Raw genomic sequence first — 17,813 nt, forward strand, 5'->3', positions numbered from 1 at the left:
CATGACCAAGCTCATCATCGACGGCAAAGAGATCGATGTCCCCGCCGACTACACGCTGCTTCAGGCGTGCGAGGCGGCCGGCGCCGAGATTCCGCGCTTCTGCTATCACGAGCGCCTGTCGATCGCCGGCAATTGCCGGATGTGCCTCGTCGAGGTGAAGGGCGGCCCGAAGCCGGTCGCGAGCTGCGCCTGGGGTGTGCGCGATTGCCGTCCGGGTCCCAAGGGCGAGCCGCCGGAAATCTCCACGCGTTCGCCGATGGTGAAGAAGGCACGCGAAGGCGTGATGGAATTCCTTCTCATCAACCATCCGCTGGACTGCCCGATCTGCGACCAGGGCGGCGAGTGCGACCTGCAGGACCAGGCGATGGGCTATGGTGTCGACACCAGCCGCTTCGCCGAGAACAAGCGCGCGGTCGAGGACAAGTATCTCGGCGCGCTGGTCAAGACCTCGATGAACCGCTGCATCCAGTGCACGCGCTGCGTCCGCTTCTCGGCGGAAGTCGCCGGCGCGCCCGAAATGGGCGCGACTGGCCGCGGCGAGGACATGGAGATCACGACCTATCTCCAGCACGCGCTGACCTCGGAGCTGCAGGGCAACCTCGTCGACATCTGCCCGGTCGGTGCGCTGACCTCGAAGCCCTATGCTTTCGCCGCGCGTCCGTGGGAGCTCGGCAAGACCCAGTCGATCGACGTCATGGACGGCGTCGGATCGGCGATCCGCGTCGACACCCGCGGCCGTGAGGTGATGCGCGTGCTGCCGCGCATCAACGAGGCCGTGAACGAGGAGTGGATCTCCGACAAGACCCGCCACATCGTCGACGGCCTGCGCACCCAGCGCCTCGACCGGCCCTATATCCGTGAAGCCGGCAAGCTGCGCGCGGCGAGCTGGCAGGAAGCCTTTGCGGCGATCGCGGCGAAAGCGGCCCGCACCGACGGCAAGCGCATCGGCGCGATCGCGGGCGATCTTGCCGGCGTCGAAGAGATGTTCGCGGTGAAGGATCTGCTGGCCAAATTCGGCTCGGCCAATCTGGCCGTGCAGGGCGGCGATGCCTTCGATCCCGCGCTCGGTCGCGGCTCCTACATCCTCAATTCGACGCTCGCTGGCGTGGAGCAGGCGGATGCCCTGCTCATCATCGGCGCCAATCCGCGGAAGGAGGCGGCCGTGTTCAACGCCCGCATCCGCAAGCGCTGGCGTGCCGGCGGCTTCAAGGTCGGCGTGATCGGCGCCAAGGCCGATCTGACCTACGATTGCGATCACCTCGGCGCGGGCACCGAGACGCTCGGCGAGCTCGCGGCCGGCAAGCACTCCTTCATGGACGTGCTGAAGAACGCCAAGAATCCGATCATCCTGGTCGGCGCGGGCGCAACCTCGCGCCACGACGGCGCCGCGATCCTCGCGGCCGCCGCCAAGCTCGCGCTCGACGTCGGTGCCGTGAAGGACGGCTGGAACGGCTTCGGCGTGCTGCACGAGACCGCCTCGCGCGTCGGTGCGCTCGACATCGGCTTCGCGGCCGGTGAGGGCGGGCTGAATGCGGCGCAGATGACGACGTTCGGAACGCTGGACCTCTTGTTCCTGCTCGGCGCCGACGAAATCAAGGCGCCTGATGGCACCTTCGTCGTCTATATCGGCACCCATGGCGACCGCGGCGCGCATCGCGCCGACGTGATCCTGCCGGCGGCCGCCTACACCGAGAAGTCCGCGATCTACGTCAACACCGAAGGCCGGGTGCAGATGACCGGTCGTGCCGCATTCCCGCCGGGCGAAGCCCGTGAGGACTGGGCGATCATTCGTGCGCTCTCCGAAGCGCTCGGCAAGAAGCTCGGCTACGATTCGCTTGCCGCGCTGCGCCAGGCGATCTTCAAGGCCGTGCCGCATCTGATCCGTCTCGACCAGATCGAGGCCGGCTCCGCCGACCAGATCAAGAAGCTGGCGGGGAAGGGCGGCTCGCCCGAGAAGGCGCCGTTCAAGGCTGCTGTCGACGACTTCTATTTGACCAACCCGATCGCGCGGGCGTCCGCCGTGATGGCGGAATGCTCGCGGCTTGCCTCCGGGCAGATGCTGACGGCAGCGGAGTGAGCGAGATGGAATTCTTCGCAAGCGCATTCTGGACCGGTTTCCTCTGGCCGCTGATCATCATGATCGCGGAGAGCGTGCTGGTGCTGGTCGTCCTGCTGGTCGCGATCGCCTACATCCTGCTGGCCGACCGCAAGATCTGGGCGGCGGTGCAGATCCGCCGCGGCCCGAACGTGGTCGGGCCCTGGGGGCTGTTTCAGTCCTTCGCCGACCTCTTGAAGTTCGTGCTGAAGGAGCCGATCATTCCGGCCGGTGCCAACAAGGGGGTGTTTCTCCTTGCTCCCCTGGTCTCATGCGTGCTCGCGCTCGCGGCCTGGGCGGTGATCCCGACCAATCTCGGCTGGGTGATCTCCGACATCAATGTCGGCATCCTCTTCATCTTCGCGATCTCGTCGCTGTCGATCTACGGCATCATCATGGCCGGCTGGTCGTCGAACTCGAAATACCCGTTCCTGGCGGCGCTGCGCTCGGCCGCGCAGATGGTCTCCTACGAAGTCTCGATCGGCTTCGTCATCATCACGGTGCTGCTCTGCGCCGGCACGCTGAACCTCTCGGCCGTGGTCGAGGCCCAGCACGTCCGGGGCCTTGCCAGCCTGATCGGGCTGCCGCAGCTCACCATCCTGAACTGGTACGTCTGGCCGCTGTTCCCGATGTTCGTGGTGTTCTACGTCTCGGCGCTGGCGGAAACCAACCGTCCGCCCTTCGACCTCGTCGAGGCGGAATCCGAGCTCGTCGCAGGCTTCATGGTCGAGTACGGCTCGACGCCGTATTTGCTGTTCATGCTCGGCGAATACGTCGCGATCGTCACGATGTGCGCTATGGCGACCATCCTGTTTCTCGGAGGCTGGCTGCCGCCGGTGGACCTGCCGCCCTTCAACTGGGTGCCGGGGATCATCTGGTTCTCGCTCAAAGTGTTCTTCATGTTCTTCCTGTTCGCGATGGCAAAGGCGATCGTGCCGCGCTACCGCTACGACCAATTGATGCGCCTCGGCTGGAAGGTGTTCCTGCCGCTGTCGCTGGCGATGGTGGTCGTGGTGGCCGGCGTGCTGCAATTCGCCGGCATCGCGCCGAAGTGAGGGCTGTCATGGGTATCAACATCAACGCCACTGCACGCTCGCTTCTGCTGTCGGAATTCGTTTCGGCGTTCTTCCTCGCCATGCGCTATTTCTTCCAGCCGAAGCCGACGCTGAACTATCCGTTCGAGAAGGGCCCGATCTCGCCGCGCTTCCGCGGGGAGCATGCGCTGCGCCGCTATCCCAACGGCGAAGAGCGCTGCATCGCCTGCAAGCTGTGCGAGGCGATCTGCCCGGCGCAGGCCATCACCATCGAGGCCGGCCCGCGCCGCAACGACGGCACCCGCCGCACCGTGCGCTACGACATCGACATGGTGAAGTGCATCTATTGCGGCCTCTGCCAGGAGGCCTGTCCGGTCGATGCCATCGTCGAAGGTCCGAACTTCGAGTTCGCGACCGAGACCCGCGAGGAACTGTTCTATGACAAGGCCAAGCTGCTCGCCAACGGCGACCGCTGGGAACGCGAGATCGCCAAGGCGATCGAGCTCGATGCGCCGTACCGGTGAGATGAGAACATGATCCTTCCCGCGCTGTTCTTCTATCTCTTCGCCGGCGTCTGCGTCGCCTCGGCGGTGATGGTGATTGTCTCGCGCAATCCCGTGCACTCCGTGCTGTACCTGATCCTGGCCTTCGTCAACGCCTCGGGCCTGTTCGTGCTGATGGGCGCCGAATTCCTCGGGATGATGCTGATCGTCGTCTATGTCGGCGCGGTCGCGGTGCTGTTCCTGTTCGTCATCATGATGCTCGACGTCGACTTCCTCGAGCTGCGCGAAGGCTTCATCCAGTACCTGCCGGTGGGTGTCGTGATCGGCGGCATCTTTTTGTTCGAGCTGCTGCTCACCGTCGGCGCCTGGGTCATCAACCCCGGCGTCAGCAAGACGATTACGGCGCCGATCCCGACCAACGTCTCGAACACCGAGGCGCTCGGTCTCGTGCTCTACACGAAGTACATCCACTACTTCCAGCTCTCGGGCATGGTGCTGCTGGTCGCCATGATCGGCGCCATCGTGCTGACGCTGCGCCACAAGGCGAGCGTCAAGCGGCAGGACATCAACGTTCAGAACGCTCGCACGCCCGAGATGGCGATGGCGATGCGAAAGGTCGCGCCGGGGCAGGGGCTCCAGGATGCGGATGCTGCGGAGTGGGTGAAATGACGATCGGGCTCGGACATTACCTGGCGGTCGGCGCGATCCTGTTCACGCTCGGGATCCTCGGCATCTTCCTGAACCGCAAGAACATCATCGTCATCCTGATGTCGATCGAGCTGATCCTGCTCTCGGTCAACATCAACTTGGTGGCATTCTCGACCTTCCTCGGCGACATCGTCGGTCAGGTCTTCGCGCTGCTGGTGTTGACCGTTGCGGCCGCTGAAGCTGCGATCGGTCTTGCCATCCTGGTGGTCTATTTCCGCAACCGCGGCTCGATCGCGGTTGAGGACGTCAATCTGATGAAGGGTTAACCCGGCCATGGTCCAGGCAATTGTCTTTCTGCCGCTGCTGGGCGCCATTCTGGCCGGCCTGATCGCGCTGGTCGGCGCACATGCCCGCAACCCCTCGGGCGACGAAGTCGAGCATCACGGCGATCACGGTCACGGCGACGCGCATGCCTCAGTCGCTCATGACGACCATGGTCACGACGATCACGCGCATGACGACCATGGCCATGGCCCGGTCGAGCCGGCCGCCGCCGGCTCGCGCGGCGCCGAGCTGATCACCACGGCGCTGCTGTTCGTGGCGGCGGCGCTGTCCTGGATGACGCTGGTCAATGTCGGCTTCATGCATCAGGAAACCGCCCAGATCCGGCTGATGCCCTGGATCTTCTCCGGCGACCTCCAGGTCTGGTGGACGCTGCGGGTCGACACGCTCACCGCCGTCATGCTGGTGGTGGTGACGACCGTGTCCTCGCTCGTGCACCTGTATTCCATCGGCTACATGGACGAGGATCCGAACCGGCCGCGCTTCTTCGGCTATCTGTCGCTGTTCACCTTCGCCATGCTGATGCTGGTGACGGCTGACAACCTCGTGCAGCTGTTCTTCGGCTGGGAAGGCGTGGGTCTGGCGAGCTATCTGCTGATCGGCTTCTGGTACCAGAAGCCGTCGGCGAACGCGGCCGCGATCAAGGCCTTCGTGGTCAACCGCGTCGGCGATTTCGGCTTCGCGCTCGGCATCTTCGCGATCTTCATGCTGACGAACTCGACCGATTTCGAGACGATCTTCCATGCCGCTCCGGGCCTGACCGGCAAGACCATCGACTTCCTCGGCTGGCATGCCGACGCCCTGACCCTGACCTGTCTGCTGCTGTTCATGGGCGCGATGGGCAAGTCGGCGCAGTTCCTGCTGCACACCTGGTTGCCCGACGCGATGGAAGGCCCGACACCCGTGTCGGCGCTGATCCACGCCGCGACCATGGTCACCGCCGGCGTGTTCATGGTGGCCCGCCTGTCGCCGCTGTTCGAACTCGCCCCGAACGCGCAGGCCGTCGTGATGTTCTTCGGCGCGACCACCGCGTTCTTCGCGGCGACCATCGGTCTCGTCCAGAACGACATCAAGCGCATCGTCGCCTATTCGACCTGTTCGCAGCTCGGCTACATGTTCGTGGCGATGGGAGCGGGGGCCTATTCGGTCGGCATGTTCCATCTGTTCACGCACGCCTTCTTCAAGGCGCTGCTGTTCTTAGGCTCCGGCTCGGTGATCTACGCGATGCACCACGAGCAGGACATCCGCAACATGGGTGGCCTGTGGAAGAAGATCCCCTATACATTCGCGGTGATGACCGTCGGCACGCTGGCGCTGACCGGCTTCCCGCTGTTCGCCGGCTACTTCTCCAAGGACGCGATCATCGAGGCCGCCTATGCCTCGCACAACCCGTTCTCGACCTACGCCTATCTGCTGACGATCGCGGCGGCTGGTCTGACCTCGTTCTACTCGTGGCGCCTGATGTTCAAGACCTTCTTCGGCGAACCCCACGATCAGGAGCACTACGAGGCCGCGCATGAGAGCCCGATCTGGATGCTGATCCCGATTGGCGTGCTGGCCGTCGGCTCGGTCCTCGCCGGCTTCCCGTTCAAGGAGCTGTTCGCCAGCCCCCACGGCGTGGAGGAGTTCTTCCGCGAGTCCGTGAAGATGAACCCGCATATCCTCGAGGATATGGAGCACATGCCGCCTCTGCTGGGCTGGTTGCCCTTCGTGATGATGGTGGGTGGCTTCCTGGTGTCCTACACCTTCTACATCCGCAAGCCCTATATCCCCGTTCGGCTCGCGCAGGAGCAGCCGATGCTCTACAAGTTCCTGCTCAACAAGTGGTACTTCGACGAGCTGTACGACCTCATCTTCGTCCGTCCGGCGAAGTGGATCGGCTACCAGCTCTGGAAGAAGGGCGATGGCTTCATCATCGACGGCTTCGGCCCCGACGGCATCTCGGCCCGCGTGATGGATGTCACCCGCAACGTCGTGAAGATCCAGACCGGTTATCTCTATCACTACGCATTCGCCATGCTGATCGGCGCCGCCGGCCTGATCACCTGGTTCATGTTCGGCTTTGGAGGCCAGTAAATGACAACCTGGCCCATCCTATCGGTCACGACCTTCCTGCCGCTGGTCGGCGCGTTGATCGTTTACCTGAGCCGCGGCGATGACGAGGCGGCCAAGCGCAATTCGCGCTGGATCGCGCTGTGGACCACCATCATCACCTTCGCCGTGTCGGTGATCCTGGTCATGCGGTTCGATCCGGCGAATGCCGACTTCCAGTTCGTCGAGAAGTCGGCCTGGCTCGCCACCGGCATCACCTACCACATGGGCGTCGACGGCATTTCGCTGCCGCTGGTGATCCTGACCACCGCGATCATGCCGTTCTGCATCATCGCGAGCTGGAAGGCGATCACCAACCGCGTCCGCGAATACATGATGGCGTTCCTGATCCTGGAAACGCTGATGATCGGCACCTTCTCGGCGCTCGATCTCGTGCTGTTCTACCTGTTCTTCGAAGGCGGCCTGATCCCGATGTTCCTGATCATCGGCGTGTGGGGCGGCCCGCGCCGGGTCTACGCGTCGTTCAAGTTCTTCCTCTATACGCTGCTCGGCTCGGTGCTGATGCTGCTCGCCATCATGGCGCTGTACTGGAACGGCGGCACCACCGACATCCCGGCCCTGATGCACACCGCCGTGCCGCGGTCGTTGCAGACCTGGGCCTGGCTGGCCTTCTTCGCTTCCTTCGCGGTGAAGATGCCGATGTGGCCGGTGCACACCTGGCTCCCCGACGCGCACGTCGAGGCGCCGACGGCGGGCTCCGTGGTTCTCGCCGCGATCCTCTTGAAGATGGGCGGCTACGGCTTCCTGCGCTTCTCGCTGCCGATGTTCCCGCTGGCCTCGCATGACTTCGCGCCGCTGGTCTTCACGATGTCCGCGATTGCCATCATCTACACCTCGCTGGTGGCGTTGATGCAGGAGGACATGAAGAAGCTGATCGCGTACTCGTCGGTCGCGCATATGGGCTTCGTCACCATGGGCATCTTCGCCGGCACCATGCAGGGCGTCGCCGGCGGCGTGTTCCAGATGATCTCGCACGGCATCGTCTCCGGCGCGCTGTTCCTTTGCGTCGGCATCGTCTACGACCGCATGCACACCCGCGAGATCGCGGCCTATGGCGGCCTCGTCAACCGGATGCCGCTCTACGCGCTGACCTTCATGGTCTTCACCATGGCCAATGTCGGACTGCCCGGCACGTCGGGCTTCGTCGGCGAGTTCATGACGCTGCTCGGCACCTTCAAGGTCTCGATCCCGACCGCGTTCTTCGCCACCTTCGGCGTGATCCTGTCGGCGGCCTACGCGCTGTGGCTCTACCGCAAGGTCGTGTTCGGCGCGCTGGTCAAGCCGACGCTGATGAGCATGAAGGATCTCACGTTGCGCGAATGCGTGACGTTGTTCCCGCTGATCGCGCTGACGATCCTGTTCGGCGTCTATCCGAAGCCGGTGCTGGACATGTCGGCCGCCTCGGTCCAGCAACTCGTCAATAATTACAACACCGCTGTGACGGCCGTGAAGGCCGCCGCACTGCTCCAGTGATCGGGCAGGTCAGGATATCGCCATGAGCATTACGACTGCAGGTTATCAACTGGCGCCGGTGCTGCCCGAGCTCGTGCTCGCGCTCGGCGCCATGGCGCTTCTGATGCTCGGCGCCTATCGCGGGCAGGGGACCACCGGCACGGTCACGACGCTGGCGGTGCTGCTCCTGATCGTGGTCGGCGTGCTCGAATACACGCTGCCCGCGGGCAAGCAGGTGACCTTCGGCGGCAGCTTCATCGTCGACGATTTCGCCCGCTTCATGAAGATACTGGCTCTGGTCGGTTCGGCGGTGACGCTGGTGCTGTCGACCGAGTTCCTGTCGGACCCCTCGCGGCGGATCTTCGAATACCCGATCCTGGTGCTGCTCTCGACGCTCGGCATGATGGTGCTGATCTCGGCCGGCGATCTGATCACGCTCTATCTTGGCCTCGAACTGATGTCGCTGGCGCTCTATGTCGTGGCGGCGTCGAACCGCGACAACGCCAAGTCGACCGAAGCCGGCCTGAAATACTTCGTGCTGGGTGCGCTGTCCTCGGGCATGCTGCTCTATGGCTCGTCGCTGGTCTATGGCTTCACCGGCACCGTCAGCTTCACCGGCATCGCCGCGGCCGCCACCGCCGCGAATGTCGGCCTCGTGTTCGGCCTGGTGTTCCTGCTCGCCGGCCTCTGCTTCAAGGTCTCGGCCGTGCCGTTCCACATGTGGACGCCTGACGTGTACGAGGGCGCCCCGACGCCGGTCACCGCCTTCTTCGCCTCCGCGCCGAAGGTCGCTGCGCTTGCGGTCTTCACCCGCGTCACGCTGACCGCATTCCCGGGCATCGTCTCGCAGTGGCAGCAGATCCTGGTGTTCGTGGCGATCGCCTCGATGGCGCTGGGCTCGTTCGCCGCGATCGGCCAGAGCAACATCAAGCGCCTGATGGCGTATTCCTCGATCGGCCATATGGGCTTTGCGCTGGTCGGCCTTGCCTCCGGCACCGTCGAGGGCGCGCAGGGCGTGCTGATGTACATCGTGATCTATGTCGCGATGACGCTCGGCTCGTTCTCGGTCATCCTCGCCATGAAGCGCAACGGCCAGGCCGTCGAGCAGATCAGCGATTTCGCAGGCCTGTCGCGCACCAACCCGCTGCTCGCCTTCATGTTCATGCTGCTGCTGTTCTCGCTCGCGGGCATTCCGCCGCTCGCCGGCTTTTTCGCCAAATGGTACGTCTTCGTCGCCGCCATCAAGGCGAATTTGTTCACGCTCGCCGTGATCGGCGTGCTCTCCAGCGTGGTGGGTGCCTACTACTATCTCGCCATCGTCAAGACCATGTATTTTGACGAGCCGGCCGGCCAGATCGATCCGATGCGCACCGAGGTGAAGACGGTGCTGGCGGTTGCGGGCCTGTTCACGATCCTGTTCGCGCTGTTCGCGGGTCCGTTGGTGAACGTCGCCTCCGCCGCAGCAAAATCGCTGTTTTAGGATGGGGTTCGCGCTCGGTCCTCGTGCGTCAGCGGCGGGCTACAAGCTCGCAGCCTTGGAGCGGACCGGCTCGACCAATGCCGACGCGATCGAAGCCGCCCGCGCCGGCGAACGCGGCCCGATCTGGTTCGTGACATCAGAGCAGACCGCCGGCCGCGGCCGGCGCCAGCGGCCCTGGATCGCACCCAAGGGCAATCTCGCCGCCAGCGTCCTCGAAGTCCTCGACGTCGCGCCTGCGGTCGCCGCCACCATCGGTTTTGCCGCGGGGCTCGCCGAGGAGGCTGCGCTCGAGAAGGTTAGCCTCGAGGCCGCGTTGCGGCTTGGCGAGAACAGGCCGCGTTACACCCTGAAATGGCCGAATGACGTGCTTGCCAATGGCAAGAAGCTGGTCGGCATCGGCCTCGAGGCTGAAATCGTCGGCGACCGTCTCGCGATCGTGGCCGGCATCGGCACCAACATCGTGGCGGCGCCTGAGGGCACACCGATACCGGCCGTGTCGCTCGCAGCCCTCGGCGTCCAGATCAGCGCGGAGGAGTTTTTCTCGGCGCTCTCGGACGCCTGGGTCGAATTCCGCGGCATCTGGGACAATGGCCGCGGCTTTGCCGAGATCCGCAAGCTGTGGCTGGCGCGCGCCGCGCGCCTGGGCGAGCCGATCGCGATCCACACGGGGACGATGGTGGTGGAAGGCATTTTTGACACGATCGACGACACCGGCTGCCTGATCGTCCGCACCGCGGAGGGCCGTCGCGTGCCGATCGCGGCAGGCGAGGTGTTCTTCGGCCCGGTCCGTTCGGTGGGAGCTGCGTGATGGCAAGGCCCGACGAACTGGTGTTTGCGCCGCTAGGCGGTGTCGGCGAGATCGGCATGAACCTGTCGATCTACGGCCTCGGCAACCGCCAGCAGCGTTCCTGGATGGCGGTCGATCTCGGCGTCTCCTTCGGAGACGAGGAGCATCTGCCCGGCATCGATTTGATCATGCCGGACATCTCCTTCCTGGAGAAAGAACGCAAGAACCTGATGGGCCTGGTGCTGACGCACGCCCATGAGGATCATTTCGGCGCCATCATCGACCTCTGGCCAAAGCTGAAATGCCCGATCTACGCGACGCCGTTCAGCGCGGCGCTGTTCGAGGCCAAGCTTGCGGCCGAGCGTAACGCGCCGAAGATCCCGGTCATGGTGGTGCCGTCAGGCGGCCGCATCGATATCGGCCCGTTCAATGTCGAGTTCATTCCGGTCGCGCATTCGATTCCCGAGTCGCATGCGCTTGCGATCCACACCGAAGCCGGCATCGTGCTGCACACCGGCGACTGGAAGATCGACCCGACCCCGATCATCGGCCGCCCGACGGACGAGAGGCGGCTGCGCGAACTGGGCGATGAGGGCGTGCTCGCCCTGATCGGCGATTCCACCAATGCCGTACGCGACGGCCGCTCGCCGTCCGAAGCCGAGGTCGCCAGGACCATCACAGAGCTCGTGAAGGCCGCCAAGGGCCGTGTCGCGGTCACGACCTTTGCCTCCAACGTCGCGCGACTGAAGGCCGTGGCCGACGCGGCGCGCGCCGCCGACCGCGAGGTCGTCGTGGTCGGCCGCGCCATGGAACGCGTGTCGCAGGTCGCCCGCGAGACCGGCTATCTCGACGGCGTGCAGAATTTCCGCTCGACCGATGTCTATGGCCACCTGCCGCAGGACAAGGTGCTGGCGCTCTGCACCGGCAGCCAGGGCGAGGCCCGGGCCGCGCTGGCGCGCATCGCCAATGACGACCATCCCGAGATCACGCTCAACCGCGGAGACTGCGTGATCTTCTCCTCGCGCACCATTCCCGGCAATGAGAAGGCCGTAGGCTCCATCATCAACAATCTGGTCCTGCAGGGCGTCGAGGTCATCACCGACCGCGATCACCTGGTCCATGTCTCGGGCCATCCTCGCCGTGACGAACTTCGCGACATGATCTCCTGGGTCAGGCCGCAATTGCTGATCCCCGTCCACGGCGAGGCCCTGCATCTGCACGAGCATGCCAAACTGGCGCGCGCCGCCGGCGTGCCGCGGGTGCTGGTCATTCGCAACGGCGACCTCGTCAAGCTCGGTCCCGGCGATCCCGGCATCATCGGCGAGGTGCCGTCGGGCCGGCTCTACAAGGACGGCACCATCCTCGAGGATTCGAAATCCCGCGCGGTGGTCGAGCGCCGTCGCATGGCGTTCTCCGGCTGCGCCTTCGTCGCCATCGCCATGACCGCGCAGGGCGAGCTGGTCGACGAGCCCGAGGTCGATCTGGTCGGCATTCCCGAGAAGAACAGGGCGGGCGAGCCTCTCGACGACATCGTCTTCGACGCCGTGATGTCGACGGTCGAGGGCCTGCCGAAGGCGCGCCGGAGAGATCCGGACGCGCTGGCTGAATCGGTGCGGCGGGCCGTCCGGGCCGTCATCAACGAACATTGGGGCAAGAAGCCCCCCTGTCTGGTACACGTCCTGACAGTGTAGACGAGGCGTGGTCTTGCGGATCACGCCCTGAGGGAGAAGAAGCATGCTGGGTCGCCTCAACCACGTCGCGATCGCGACCAGGGACGCCGTCAAGTCCGCCAAGATCTACGGCGCAGCGTTCGGTGCGCAGATCTCGGAAGCCGTGCCGCTGCCCGAGCATGGCGTCATTACCGTGTTTGCGACGCTGCCCAACACCAAGATCGAGTTCATCGAGCCGCTCGGCGAGGCCTCGCCAATCGCAAAGTTCATCGAGCGCAACCCCGACGGCGGCATCCACCATGTCTGCTACGAGGTCGTCGACATCATCGCCTCGCGGGATACGCTGGTGAAGGAGGGCGCCCGCGTGCTCGGCGACGGCGTGCCGAAGATCGGCGCCCACGGCAAGCCGGTGCTGTTCCTGCATCCGAAGGATTTTTCCGGCGCGCTGGTCGAAATCGAGCAGGCGTAAACCGGATCATGGCCATCCAGATCTCAACCGCCCTCGCGATCTACTTCGTCATCTGGTGGATCGCGCTGTTCTTGACGCTGCCGTTCGGCGTGCGCAGCCAGCACGAGGACGGCGTCGGCGCGCCTGGCACCGACCCCGGCGCACCCATCCTGACTGGCATGAAGCGCAAGCTGATCTGGACCACGATCATCTCCGCGATCATCTACGGCCTCGGCATTGCGGCCTATCACGCCGGCTATCTCTCGCTCGAGCGCCTGACGAAGTTGATGGGAATGCCGTTCTAGTTTTTGCGTTGCGTCTTGTTGGGGGGAACGAATGACTTTTCAAAGGATCGTCGTCGCGCTTCTGGTGCTTGTCATCGCCGGCCTCGGCGGCATCGGTTATGTCGAGTGGACGATGGCTGTGCAGGTGCGAACGCTGAAGGCGTTCGTCGAGGGCTACGTGTTCAACGAAGCCGTGCTGGCCTGCGAGCAGGCCAAGAGCTCGACGCCGTTCAAATGGAACGGCGGAAAAAGCACGTCCATCATAGGCCTGAACTCGGTCAAGCTGGATAAATACACCGTCAGCGCCAGCTACACATTGGTGGCGGACGGCGTTTATTGTGATTACGATCCCATCAAAAGAAAGGCCGAGATCGGCTCGAGCTTCCTGGAGCGGGAGTAACGATCGGCCCATACAGGCATGATCCGGAAAAGTGTGAAGCGGTTTTCCGAGAAGATCATGCCCAAGAATGGGATGGGATCGTCATGACCGGAAGCCGGGCAGGGGACTATCGAATTCTGCACGAGGCAGCCTTGCGGGATTATCTCGCCGGCCTGCCGGAGATCGTGGCGCTGCTTGGCCCCGAACCGGTGTCCTGGTCGATCAGCGAGGTCGGTGACGGCAATCTCAATCTCGTCTTCATCGTCAAGGGCGACCGCGGCGGCGTCGCCGTGAAGCAGGCGCTGCCTTACGTTCGCCTCGTCGGCGAGAGCTGGCCGCTGCCGCTGTCGCGGGCGCACTACGAATATCTCGCGCTGTCCCGGCAGGCCGGGCTCGCGCCCAGCCTCGTGCCGGCGCTGCTGCACCACAACGAGACGCTGGCACTCACCGTGATGGAGCTGCTCGAGCCCCACATCATCATGCGCAAGGGGCTCGTTGCAGGCGCGCAATATCCCCGCTTCGCCGATGACATCACGACTTTCATGGCGCGGACGCTGTTCTTCACCTCGGACCTCGCGCTCACTGCCGCCGCGAAGAAGGATGCCATCGCCGCCTTTGCCGGCAACCATGCGCTCTGCAAGATCACCGAGGATCTGATCTTCACCGATCCCTACCGCATCGCCGAGCAGAACCGCTGGACCGCACCGTATCTCGACGCGCTCGCTGCGGATTTGCGCGAAGATATGGAGCTGCACGTCGCGGTCTCCCGCCTGAAACTGAAGTTCATGGCCAGCCCCGAGGCGCTGCTGCATGGCGACCTCCACACCGGCTCGATCATGGTGACGATGTCGCAGACGCGGGTGATCGATCCCGAATTCGCCTTCTACGGCCCGATGGGCTTTGACGTCGGCGCGGTGCTGGCCAATCTGCTGATGGCCTATTTCGCCTCCGCCGGCCACGAGCGCGCGCCGGGCGAGCGGCAGGCCTTCGAGGCCTGGGTGCTGGAGACGGTCGAGCAGGTCTGGAACGAGTTCGCGCGAAAATTCCTCGACCTCTGGCGGTCGGAGGCCCGCGGCGACGCCTATCCGGCTTCGCTTTTTCCCGGCGAAAAGGGCGCCGCGCGGCTGGAGATCGAGCGGCTGGCCTACATGCAGCGTCTGTTCACCGACACGATTGGCTTCGCCGCCGCCAAGACAATCCGCCGCATCTTTGGCCTTGCCCACAACATCGACTTCGAGCTGATCGAGGATCTTGAGAGGCGGGCGGTGAGCGAGGCGCGTGCCGTACGGCTCGCGCGCGAAATGATGGTGGAGACGGCGGCGTTTCGGACCATCGCCGACGTCACCGCCGCTGCGCGAAAGCTACGGCCCTGGATGCCGGAATTGTCAGGCTGAAGACGTCGCGCAAGGCATACCCGCGCGCTCGCAATGACCGGGAAAGATTATCGCGAAACGCTAATACAGCCGTATCGGAAGCGGAGCGCCATCCGGGCCGACCAGCAGGCCCCAGGTCTCGTTCGCCGCAACCTCGAACTCCCGCTGCTGCGGCGCGCTACCGCTCGCGTTGATGGTCACCTTGTACTTGCCCGGAGGCAGATCGATCTTCTGGCTGTCCGGCAATTCGCCAGCAGCGTCGTCGGAGTGCGCTAATTTCTCGCCGGCATGCGCTGCCAGCTTGATGGTCTGCTCGTTGACGGTGATGACCGCATCTTCATCCGTCTTGTTGCCGAGCATCAGCCTGACCTGGGCCGGCTTCGGCAGGATGCCGGCAGTCGCTCGGCCGAACTTGTGCCGCGAAAGGTCCACGATGGTCCTGTCGCCCTGACGGGAGAGCCGGAGCAGGGCCGGTCCGGCGACCGTCGTGAACACGATCACGGCCCGGTCCGGCGCGATCACGGCATCCTCATTCTCCGTCCAGCCGCGCTTGCCGAGCTCGGAACGATAGAAGTCGAGCACTGCGGCGAGATCCCGCGGCGTCTCAACGTAGACCGATGTGGTGTGCGGCGAATTCTTCGCCGTCGCGAGCGCCCAGCCCTCGGGCAGCGGCAGGCCAATGTCCTGGGACAGCCTGGCCTCGAACTCTGCACCTGCTTTCCGGGCCGCAACTGTGACGGGGATGCTGAGCAGCCGCTCGGCGAGATTGTCCGGGGTGTTGTGACCTCTGACCGCCCACCAGGTCGTGTCGACATTGGTCTTGGAGTCGGAGGTGCGGCTCCAGCCGAACTGGATGCAGTCTGTCGTGCCCTCCTGGCCGAGGCTTGCCGCGACCGGACTCTCCAGCACGGCCGCCGCGACGATCAGACCGCCGACGAGCAGAGCACCTGGCGTTCGGCGTTTCATCATTCGGATTCCCATCTTGGCGAGATTGCCAGGCGTAGAGGCCCTGTCCTGATCTTGGTCGCACCGATCGCGGAGGGCGTTCACAGCCCGGAGACCATTGTTTCTGTCCTCGATTTTCAGCGGAGGGCGGGATGTCGCCGGAACAAGCTCCCCCTGAGGAGGGCGCCGCACGGCTGGAGATCGAACGGCAGGCCGACATGCAGCGGGATAGTTCCAGCATTTTTAATGCCATGTTCGATGACATGAATATTGCGTTGGTCTTATTTTCGTGTCACGTTTGGTGGCATGAAATCGACCCGCTCGCCAAGACTGCGCAAATATCATCAGACCGGCCGTGCCGATGCGGCGCAGGAAACGGCACGCCACATCCTCAACGCCTTCAGCGACAGCATGCGCAGGCGTTGGTTCGACGAGGTGACGCTGGAGGAGGTCGCGCACCGCGCCGGCGTGCACGTGCGCACGGTCATTCGCCGTTTCGGCAGCAAGGACGGGCTGCTCGAGGCCTTTGTCGACGAGTTCATTCCGTCCATTGCGATCGACCGGGCAACGCCGCCGGGTGACGTCCAGGCCGCGATTGATCGCCTCATGGATATCTACGAGACCTGGGGCGACAGCGTCATTCGAAACCTTGCGCAGGAGCAGCGTCACGCTGCCCTCAAGCGGCTGCTCGATCTTGGCCACGAGCGACATCGCGCCATAACGGCAGAGACTTACGCGCCCTGGCTCGATCGCCTTGCGCCGCCGGACCGCGCCAGAACGCTCGATGCACTCATCGCCGCGACCGATGTCTATGTGTGGAAGCTCGCCCGGCGCGACATGGGACGTTCGCGCGCCGATGTCGCGCAGATCCTGCAGACGCTGGTCGGCGCCGTTCTCGCACAAGCCTCGTCGCTCGCATCGAAAGGGAGGCCTTCGTCATGACGGAACGCAAGCCGCTGAATTTCCTGTTCGCGACCGCCCATCTCGGCGGCAATGTCTCGCCGGTGATGCCTGTCGTGCGCCGGCTTGTGGCGGCCGGGCACAGGGTGCGCGTCATGAGCGACAGCGTGAACCGGGATGACGCGGAGATTGTCGGAGCGGAATTCCGGCCCTGGTCTCGTGCCCCCAACCGCGAAGACCGGGCCCGCGAGGGCGATCCGCCCGACTGGAGCGTCAGCGACAAGGAAGGCATCGGCATGGTTGCGCAATTCCTTGGAGGCACGGCCCAGGCCTACGCTGAGGACACGATTGAAGAGCTGAAGCGAGAGCGGGCCGATCTCCTCGTCTGTTTCGATATGCTGCTCGGCCCCATGTTGGGCGCGGAGGCCATCGGCCAGAAGTTCGCGTTGCTCGGCACCATGATCAGCTTTTTCCCGATCGCAGGGATCGCGCCGCTCGGCACCGGCCTTGGAATCGCGCGCAACGCGGAGGAGAGGGCGATCCATGACGCGGCTCGTCTGGAAATGATCGCCATTTTCGATTCTGCCCTGCCCGAATTGAACGTGGCGCGGTCGACATTCGGCCTCGCGCCGCTGGCGCATCTTGCAGATCAATGCGCCGCCGCTTCGGTGCATTGGCTCGGGACCGCGCGCGCGTTCGATTTCGAGCAGGCCGTGCTACGGCCAAACATGCGCTATGCCGGTCCGCTCGTTGGCGATCCCGTGTGGGCGGAGCCCTGGCATTCGCCGTGGAGCGAGAACGATCCGCGTCCGCTCGCGCTTGTCGGCTTTTCGACAAGCTTTCAGAACCATGCCGCCGTCCTGCAGCGAGTGATCGACGCCGCATCAACGCTGCCGGTCCGTCTCCTCGTCACGCTGGGCGGCCCGATCGAGCCGTACGAGCTGGTGCCGGCCGAGAATGCGGTCGTGGTTCGGAGCGCGCCGCATCTTCAGATCCTGAAAGAGGCCTCGCTTGTCGTGACACATGGTGGACATGGAACGGTGATGGCGGCCCTGATGCATCGCCTGCCGATGCTGGTTATTCCGCACGGCCGCGATCAGGCCGACAATGCTGCGCGGATCACCGAGCGCGGCGCTGGCCTTGCTGTGTCGCGCGCAGCTCCAACCGAGCAGATCCGCGCCGCGCTCGCGCGTCTGCTCTCGGAGCCGCAATTCCGCACCGCGGCCCAGACGCTTGGCGACGCCGTCGATGCGGAATGGCGTGCGACGACCCTGATTGCCGATCTCGAAACGCTCGCCGGCAGCCATTCCGGCGTTGCGCCCGCCAAAGATGCTTTGCCTGGCAATATTCTCGTCTGAAGT

At 64.6% G+C, this 17,813-nt stretch carries 17 protein-coding genes; 16 read left to right on the forward strand and 1 reads right to left on the reverse strand.

The genetic code is table 11. The features are described 5' to 3' along the window. Position 1: 1 nt before the first annotated feature. The 14 genes from nuoG (at position 2) to mtnK (ending at position 14,628) form a co-directional block, all read left to right on the forward strand. On the forward strand, positions 2-2,077 hold the full coding sequence (gene nuoG / locus JQ621_RS00655; protein WP_212232505.1) for an NADH-quinone oxidoreductase subunit NuoG: 2,076 nt from the start codon (positions 2-4) through the stop codon (positions 2,075-2,077). Between the two features lie 5 nt (positions 2,078-2,082). Then, positions 2,083-3,150, forward strand: coding sequence for an NADH-quinone oxidoreductase subunit NuoH (gene nuoH, locus JQ621_RS00660; protein WP_212232506.1), 1,068 nt, complete (start codon positions 2,083-2,085; stop codon positions 3,148-3,150). Between the two features lie 14 nt (positions 3,151-3,164). Continuing rightward, positions 3,165-3,653, forward strand: a complete 489-nt coding sequence (gene nuoI / locus JQ621_RS00665; protein ID WP_027529879.1) for an NADH-quinone oxidoreductase subunit NuoI — start codon at positions 3,165-3,167, stop codon at positions 3,651-3,653. A gap of 9 nt (positions 3,654-3,662) precedes the next feature. Further along, complete coding sequence (locus tag JQ621_RS00670; RefSeq protein WP_212232507.1) at positions 3,663-4,301, forward strand: NADH-quinone oxidoreductase subunit J; 639 nt, start codon at positions 3,663-3,665, stop codon at positions 4,299-4,301. After that, positions 4,298-4,606, forward strand: a complete 309-nt coding sequence (gene nuoK / locus JQ621_RS00675; RefSeq protein ID WP_008547737.1) for an NADH-quinone oxidoreductase subunit NuoK — start codon at positions 4,298-4,300, stop codon at positions 4,604-4,606. Before JQ621_RS00670 ends, nuoK begins: the two co-directional genes overlap by 4 nt. Positions 4,607-4,613: 7 nt before the next feature. Next, positions 4,614-6,698, forward strand: a complete 2,085-nt coding sequence (nuoL, locus tag JQ621_RS00680; RefSeq protein WP_212232508.1) for an NADH-quinone oxidoreductase subunit L — start codon at positions 4,614-4,616, stop codon at positions 6,696-6,698. Beyond that, the gene (locus tag JQ621_RS00685) at positions 6,699-8,207 is read left to right on the forward strand and encodes an NADH-quinone oxidoreductase subunit M (protein ID WP_212232509.1); all 1,509 of its coding nucleotides are present in this window, start codon (positions 6,699-6,701) and stop codon (positions 8,205-8,207) included. It begins immediately after the preceding gene. Between the two features lie 22 nt (positions 8,208-8,229). Next, positions 8,230-9,666 carry an NADH-quinone oxidoreductase subunit NuoN gene (gene nuoN / locus JQ621_RS00690; RefSeq protein ID WP_212232510.1) on the forward strand — a complete coding sequence of 479 codons (1,437 nt, stop codon included), beginning with the start codon at positions 8,230-8,232 and terminating at the stop codon, positions 9,664-9,666. Between the two features lies 1 nt (position 9,667). Next, entirely contained in the window at positions 9,668-10,474 is an 807-nt protein-coding gene (locus JQ621_RS00695; RefSeq protein ID WP_212232511.1) for a biotin--[acetyl-CoA-carboxylase] ligase, read from the forward strand. Continuing rightward, positions 10,474-12,144 carry a ribonuclease J gene (locus JQ621_RS00700; protein WP_212232512.1) on the forward strand — a complete coding sequence of 557 codons (1,671 nt, stop codon included), beginning with the start codon at positions 10,474-10,476 and terminating at the stop codon, positions 12,142-12,144. Before JQ621_RS00695 ends, JQ621_RS00700 begins: the two co-directional genes overlap by 1 nt. 43 nt (positions 12,145-12,187) lie before the next feature. Beyond that, entirely contained in the window at positions 12,188-12,592 is a 405-nt protein-coding gene (gene mce, locus JQ621_RS00705; protein WP_212232513.1) for a methylmalonyl-CoA epimerase, read from the forward strand. 8 nt (positions 12,593-12,600) lie between these two features. Continuing rightward, the gene (locus tag JQ621_RS00710) at positions 12,601-12,876 is read left to right on the forward strand and encodes a DUF1467 family protein (protein ID WP_212232514.1); all 276 of its coding nucleotides are present in this window, start codon (positions 12,601-12,603) and stop codon (positions 12,874-12,876) included. 31 nt (positions 12,877-12,907) lie between these two features. Continuing rightward, positions 12,908-13,255: a hypothetical protein gene (locus JQ621_RS00715; protein WP_212232515.1), complete on the forward strand. Its 348-nt coding sequence runs from the start codon at positions 12,908-12,910 to the stop codon at positions 13,253-13,255. An 83-nt stretch (positions 13,256-13,338) separates the two neighbouring features. Further along, the gene (mtnK, locus tag JQ621_RS00720; RefSeq protein ID WP_212232516.1) at positions 13,339-14,628 is read left to right on the forward strand and encodes an S-methyl-5-thioribose kinase; all 1,290 of its coding nucleotides are present in this window, start codon (positions 13,339-13,341) and stop codon (positions 14,626-14,628) included. 60 nt (positions 14,629-14,688) lie between these two features. Here mtnK and JQ621_RS00725 read toward each other — a convergent pair whose 3' ends face one another. Beyond that, complete coding sequence (locus tag JQ621_RS00725; RefSeq protein WP_249124569.1) at positions 14,689-15,576, reverse strand: hypothetical protein; 888 nt, start codon at positions 15,574-15,576, stop codon at positions 14,689-14,691. A gap of 282 nt (positions 15,577-15,858) precedes the next feature. Here JQ621_RS00725 and JQ621_RS00730 point away from each other — a divergent pair, with 282 nt between their 5' ends. After that, positions 15,859-16,494: a TetR/AcrR family transcriptional regulator gene (locus JQ621_RS00730; protein ID WP_212232517.1), complete on the forward strand. Its 636-nt coding sequence runs from the start codon at positions 15,859-15,861 to the stop codon at positions 16,492-16,494. Next, positions 16,491-17,810: a nucleotide disphospho-sugar-binding domain-containing protein gene (locus tag JQ621_RS00735; RefSeq protein ID WP_212232518.1), complete on the forward strand. Its 1,320-nt coding sequence runs from the start codon at positions 16,491-16,493 to the stop codon at positions 17,808-17,810. Before JQ621_RS00730 ends, JQ621_RS00735 begins: the two co-directional genes overlap by 4 nt. Positions 17,811-17,813: the final 3 nt, after the last annotated feature.

Origin of the sequence: Bradyrhizobium manausense (assembly GCF_018129685.1) — a bacterium.
GTDB lineage: Bacteria > Pseudomonadota > Alphaproteobacteria > Rhizobiales > Xanthobacteraceae > Bradyrhizobium > Bradyrhizobium manausense_D.

Bases quoted from the DNA above. Each gene is read 5' to 3' on its own strand.
- nuoG (WP_212232505.1), top strand. From the start codon at position 2: ATGACCAAGCTCATCATCGACGGCAAAGAGATCGATGTCCCCGCCGAC.
- nuoH (WP_212232506.1), top strand. From the start codon at position 2,083: ATGGAATTCTTCGCAAGCGCATTCTGGACCGGTTTCCTCTGGCCGCTG.
- JQ621_RS00670 (WP_212232507.1), top strand. From the start codon at position 3,663: ATGATCCTTCCCGCGCTGTTCTTCTATCTCTTCGCCGGCGTCTGCGTC.
- nuoK (WP_008547737.1), top strand. From the start codon at position 4,298: ATGACGATCGGGCTCGGACATTACCTGGCGGTCGGCGCGATCCTGTTC.
- nuoL (WP_212232508.1), top strand. From the start codon at position 4,614: ATGGTCCAGGCAATTGTCTTTCTGCCGCTGCTGGGCGCCATTCTGGCC.
- JQ621_RS00685 (WP_212232509.1), top strand. From the start codon at position 6,699: ATGACAACCTGGCCCATCCTATCGGTCACGACCTTCCTGCCGCTGGTC.
- nuoN (WP_212232510.1), top strand. From the start codon at position 8,230: ATGAGCATTACGACTGCAGGTTATCAACTGGCGCCGGTGCTGCCCGAG.
- JQ621_RS00695 (WP_212232511.1), top strand. From the start codon at position 9,668: ATGGGGTTCGCGCTCGGTCCTCGTGCGTCAGCGGCGGGCTACAAGCTC.
- JQ621_RS00700 (WP_212232512.1), top strand. From the start codon at position 10,474: ATGGCAAGGCCCGACGAACTGGTGTTTGCGCCGCTAGGCGGTGTCGGC.
- mce (WP_212232513.1), top strand. From the start codon at position 12,188: ATGCTGGGTCGCCTCAACCACGTCGCGATCGCGACCAGGGACGCCGTC.
- JQ621_RS00710 (WP_212232514.1), top strand. From the start codon at position 12,601: ATGGCCATCCAGATCTCAACCGCCCTCGCGATCTACTTCGTCATCTGG.
- JQ621_RS00715 (WP_212232515.1), top strand. From the start codon at position 12,908: ATGACTTTTCAAAGGATCGTCGTCGCGCTTCTGGTGCTTGTCATCGCC.
- mtnK (WP_212232516.1), top strand. From the start codon at position 13,339: ATGACCGGAAGCCGGGCAGGGGACTATCGAATTCTGCACGAGGCAGCC.
- JQ621_RS00725 (WP_249124569.1), bottom strand. From the start codon at position 15,576: ATGATGAAACGCCGAACGCCAGGTGCTCTGCTCGTCGGCGGTCTGATC.
- JQ621_RS00730 (WP_212232517.1), top strand. From the start codon at position 15,859: ATGAAATCGACCCGCTCGCCAAGACTGCGCAAATATCATCAGACCGGC.
- JQ621_RS00735 (WP_212232518.1), top strand. From the start codon at position 16,491: ATGACGGAACGCAAGCCGCTGAATTTCCTGTTCGCGACCGCCCATCTC.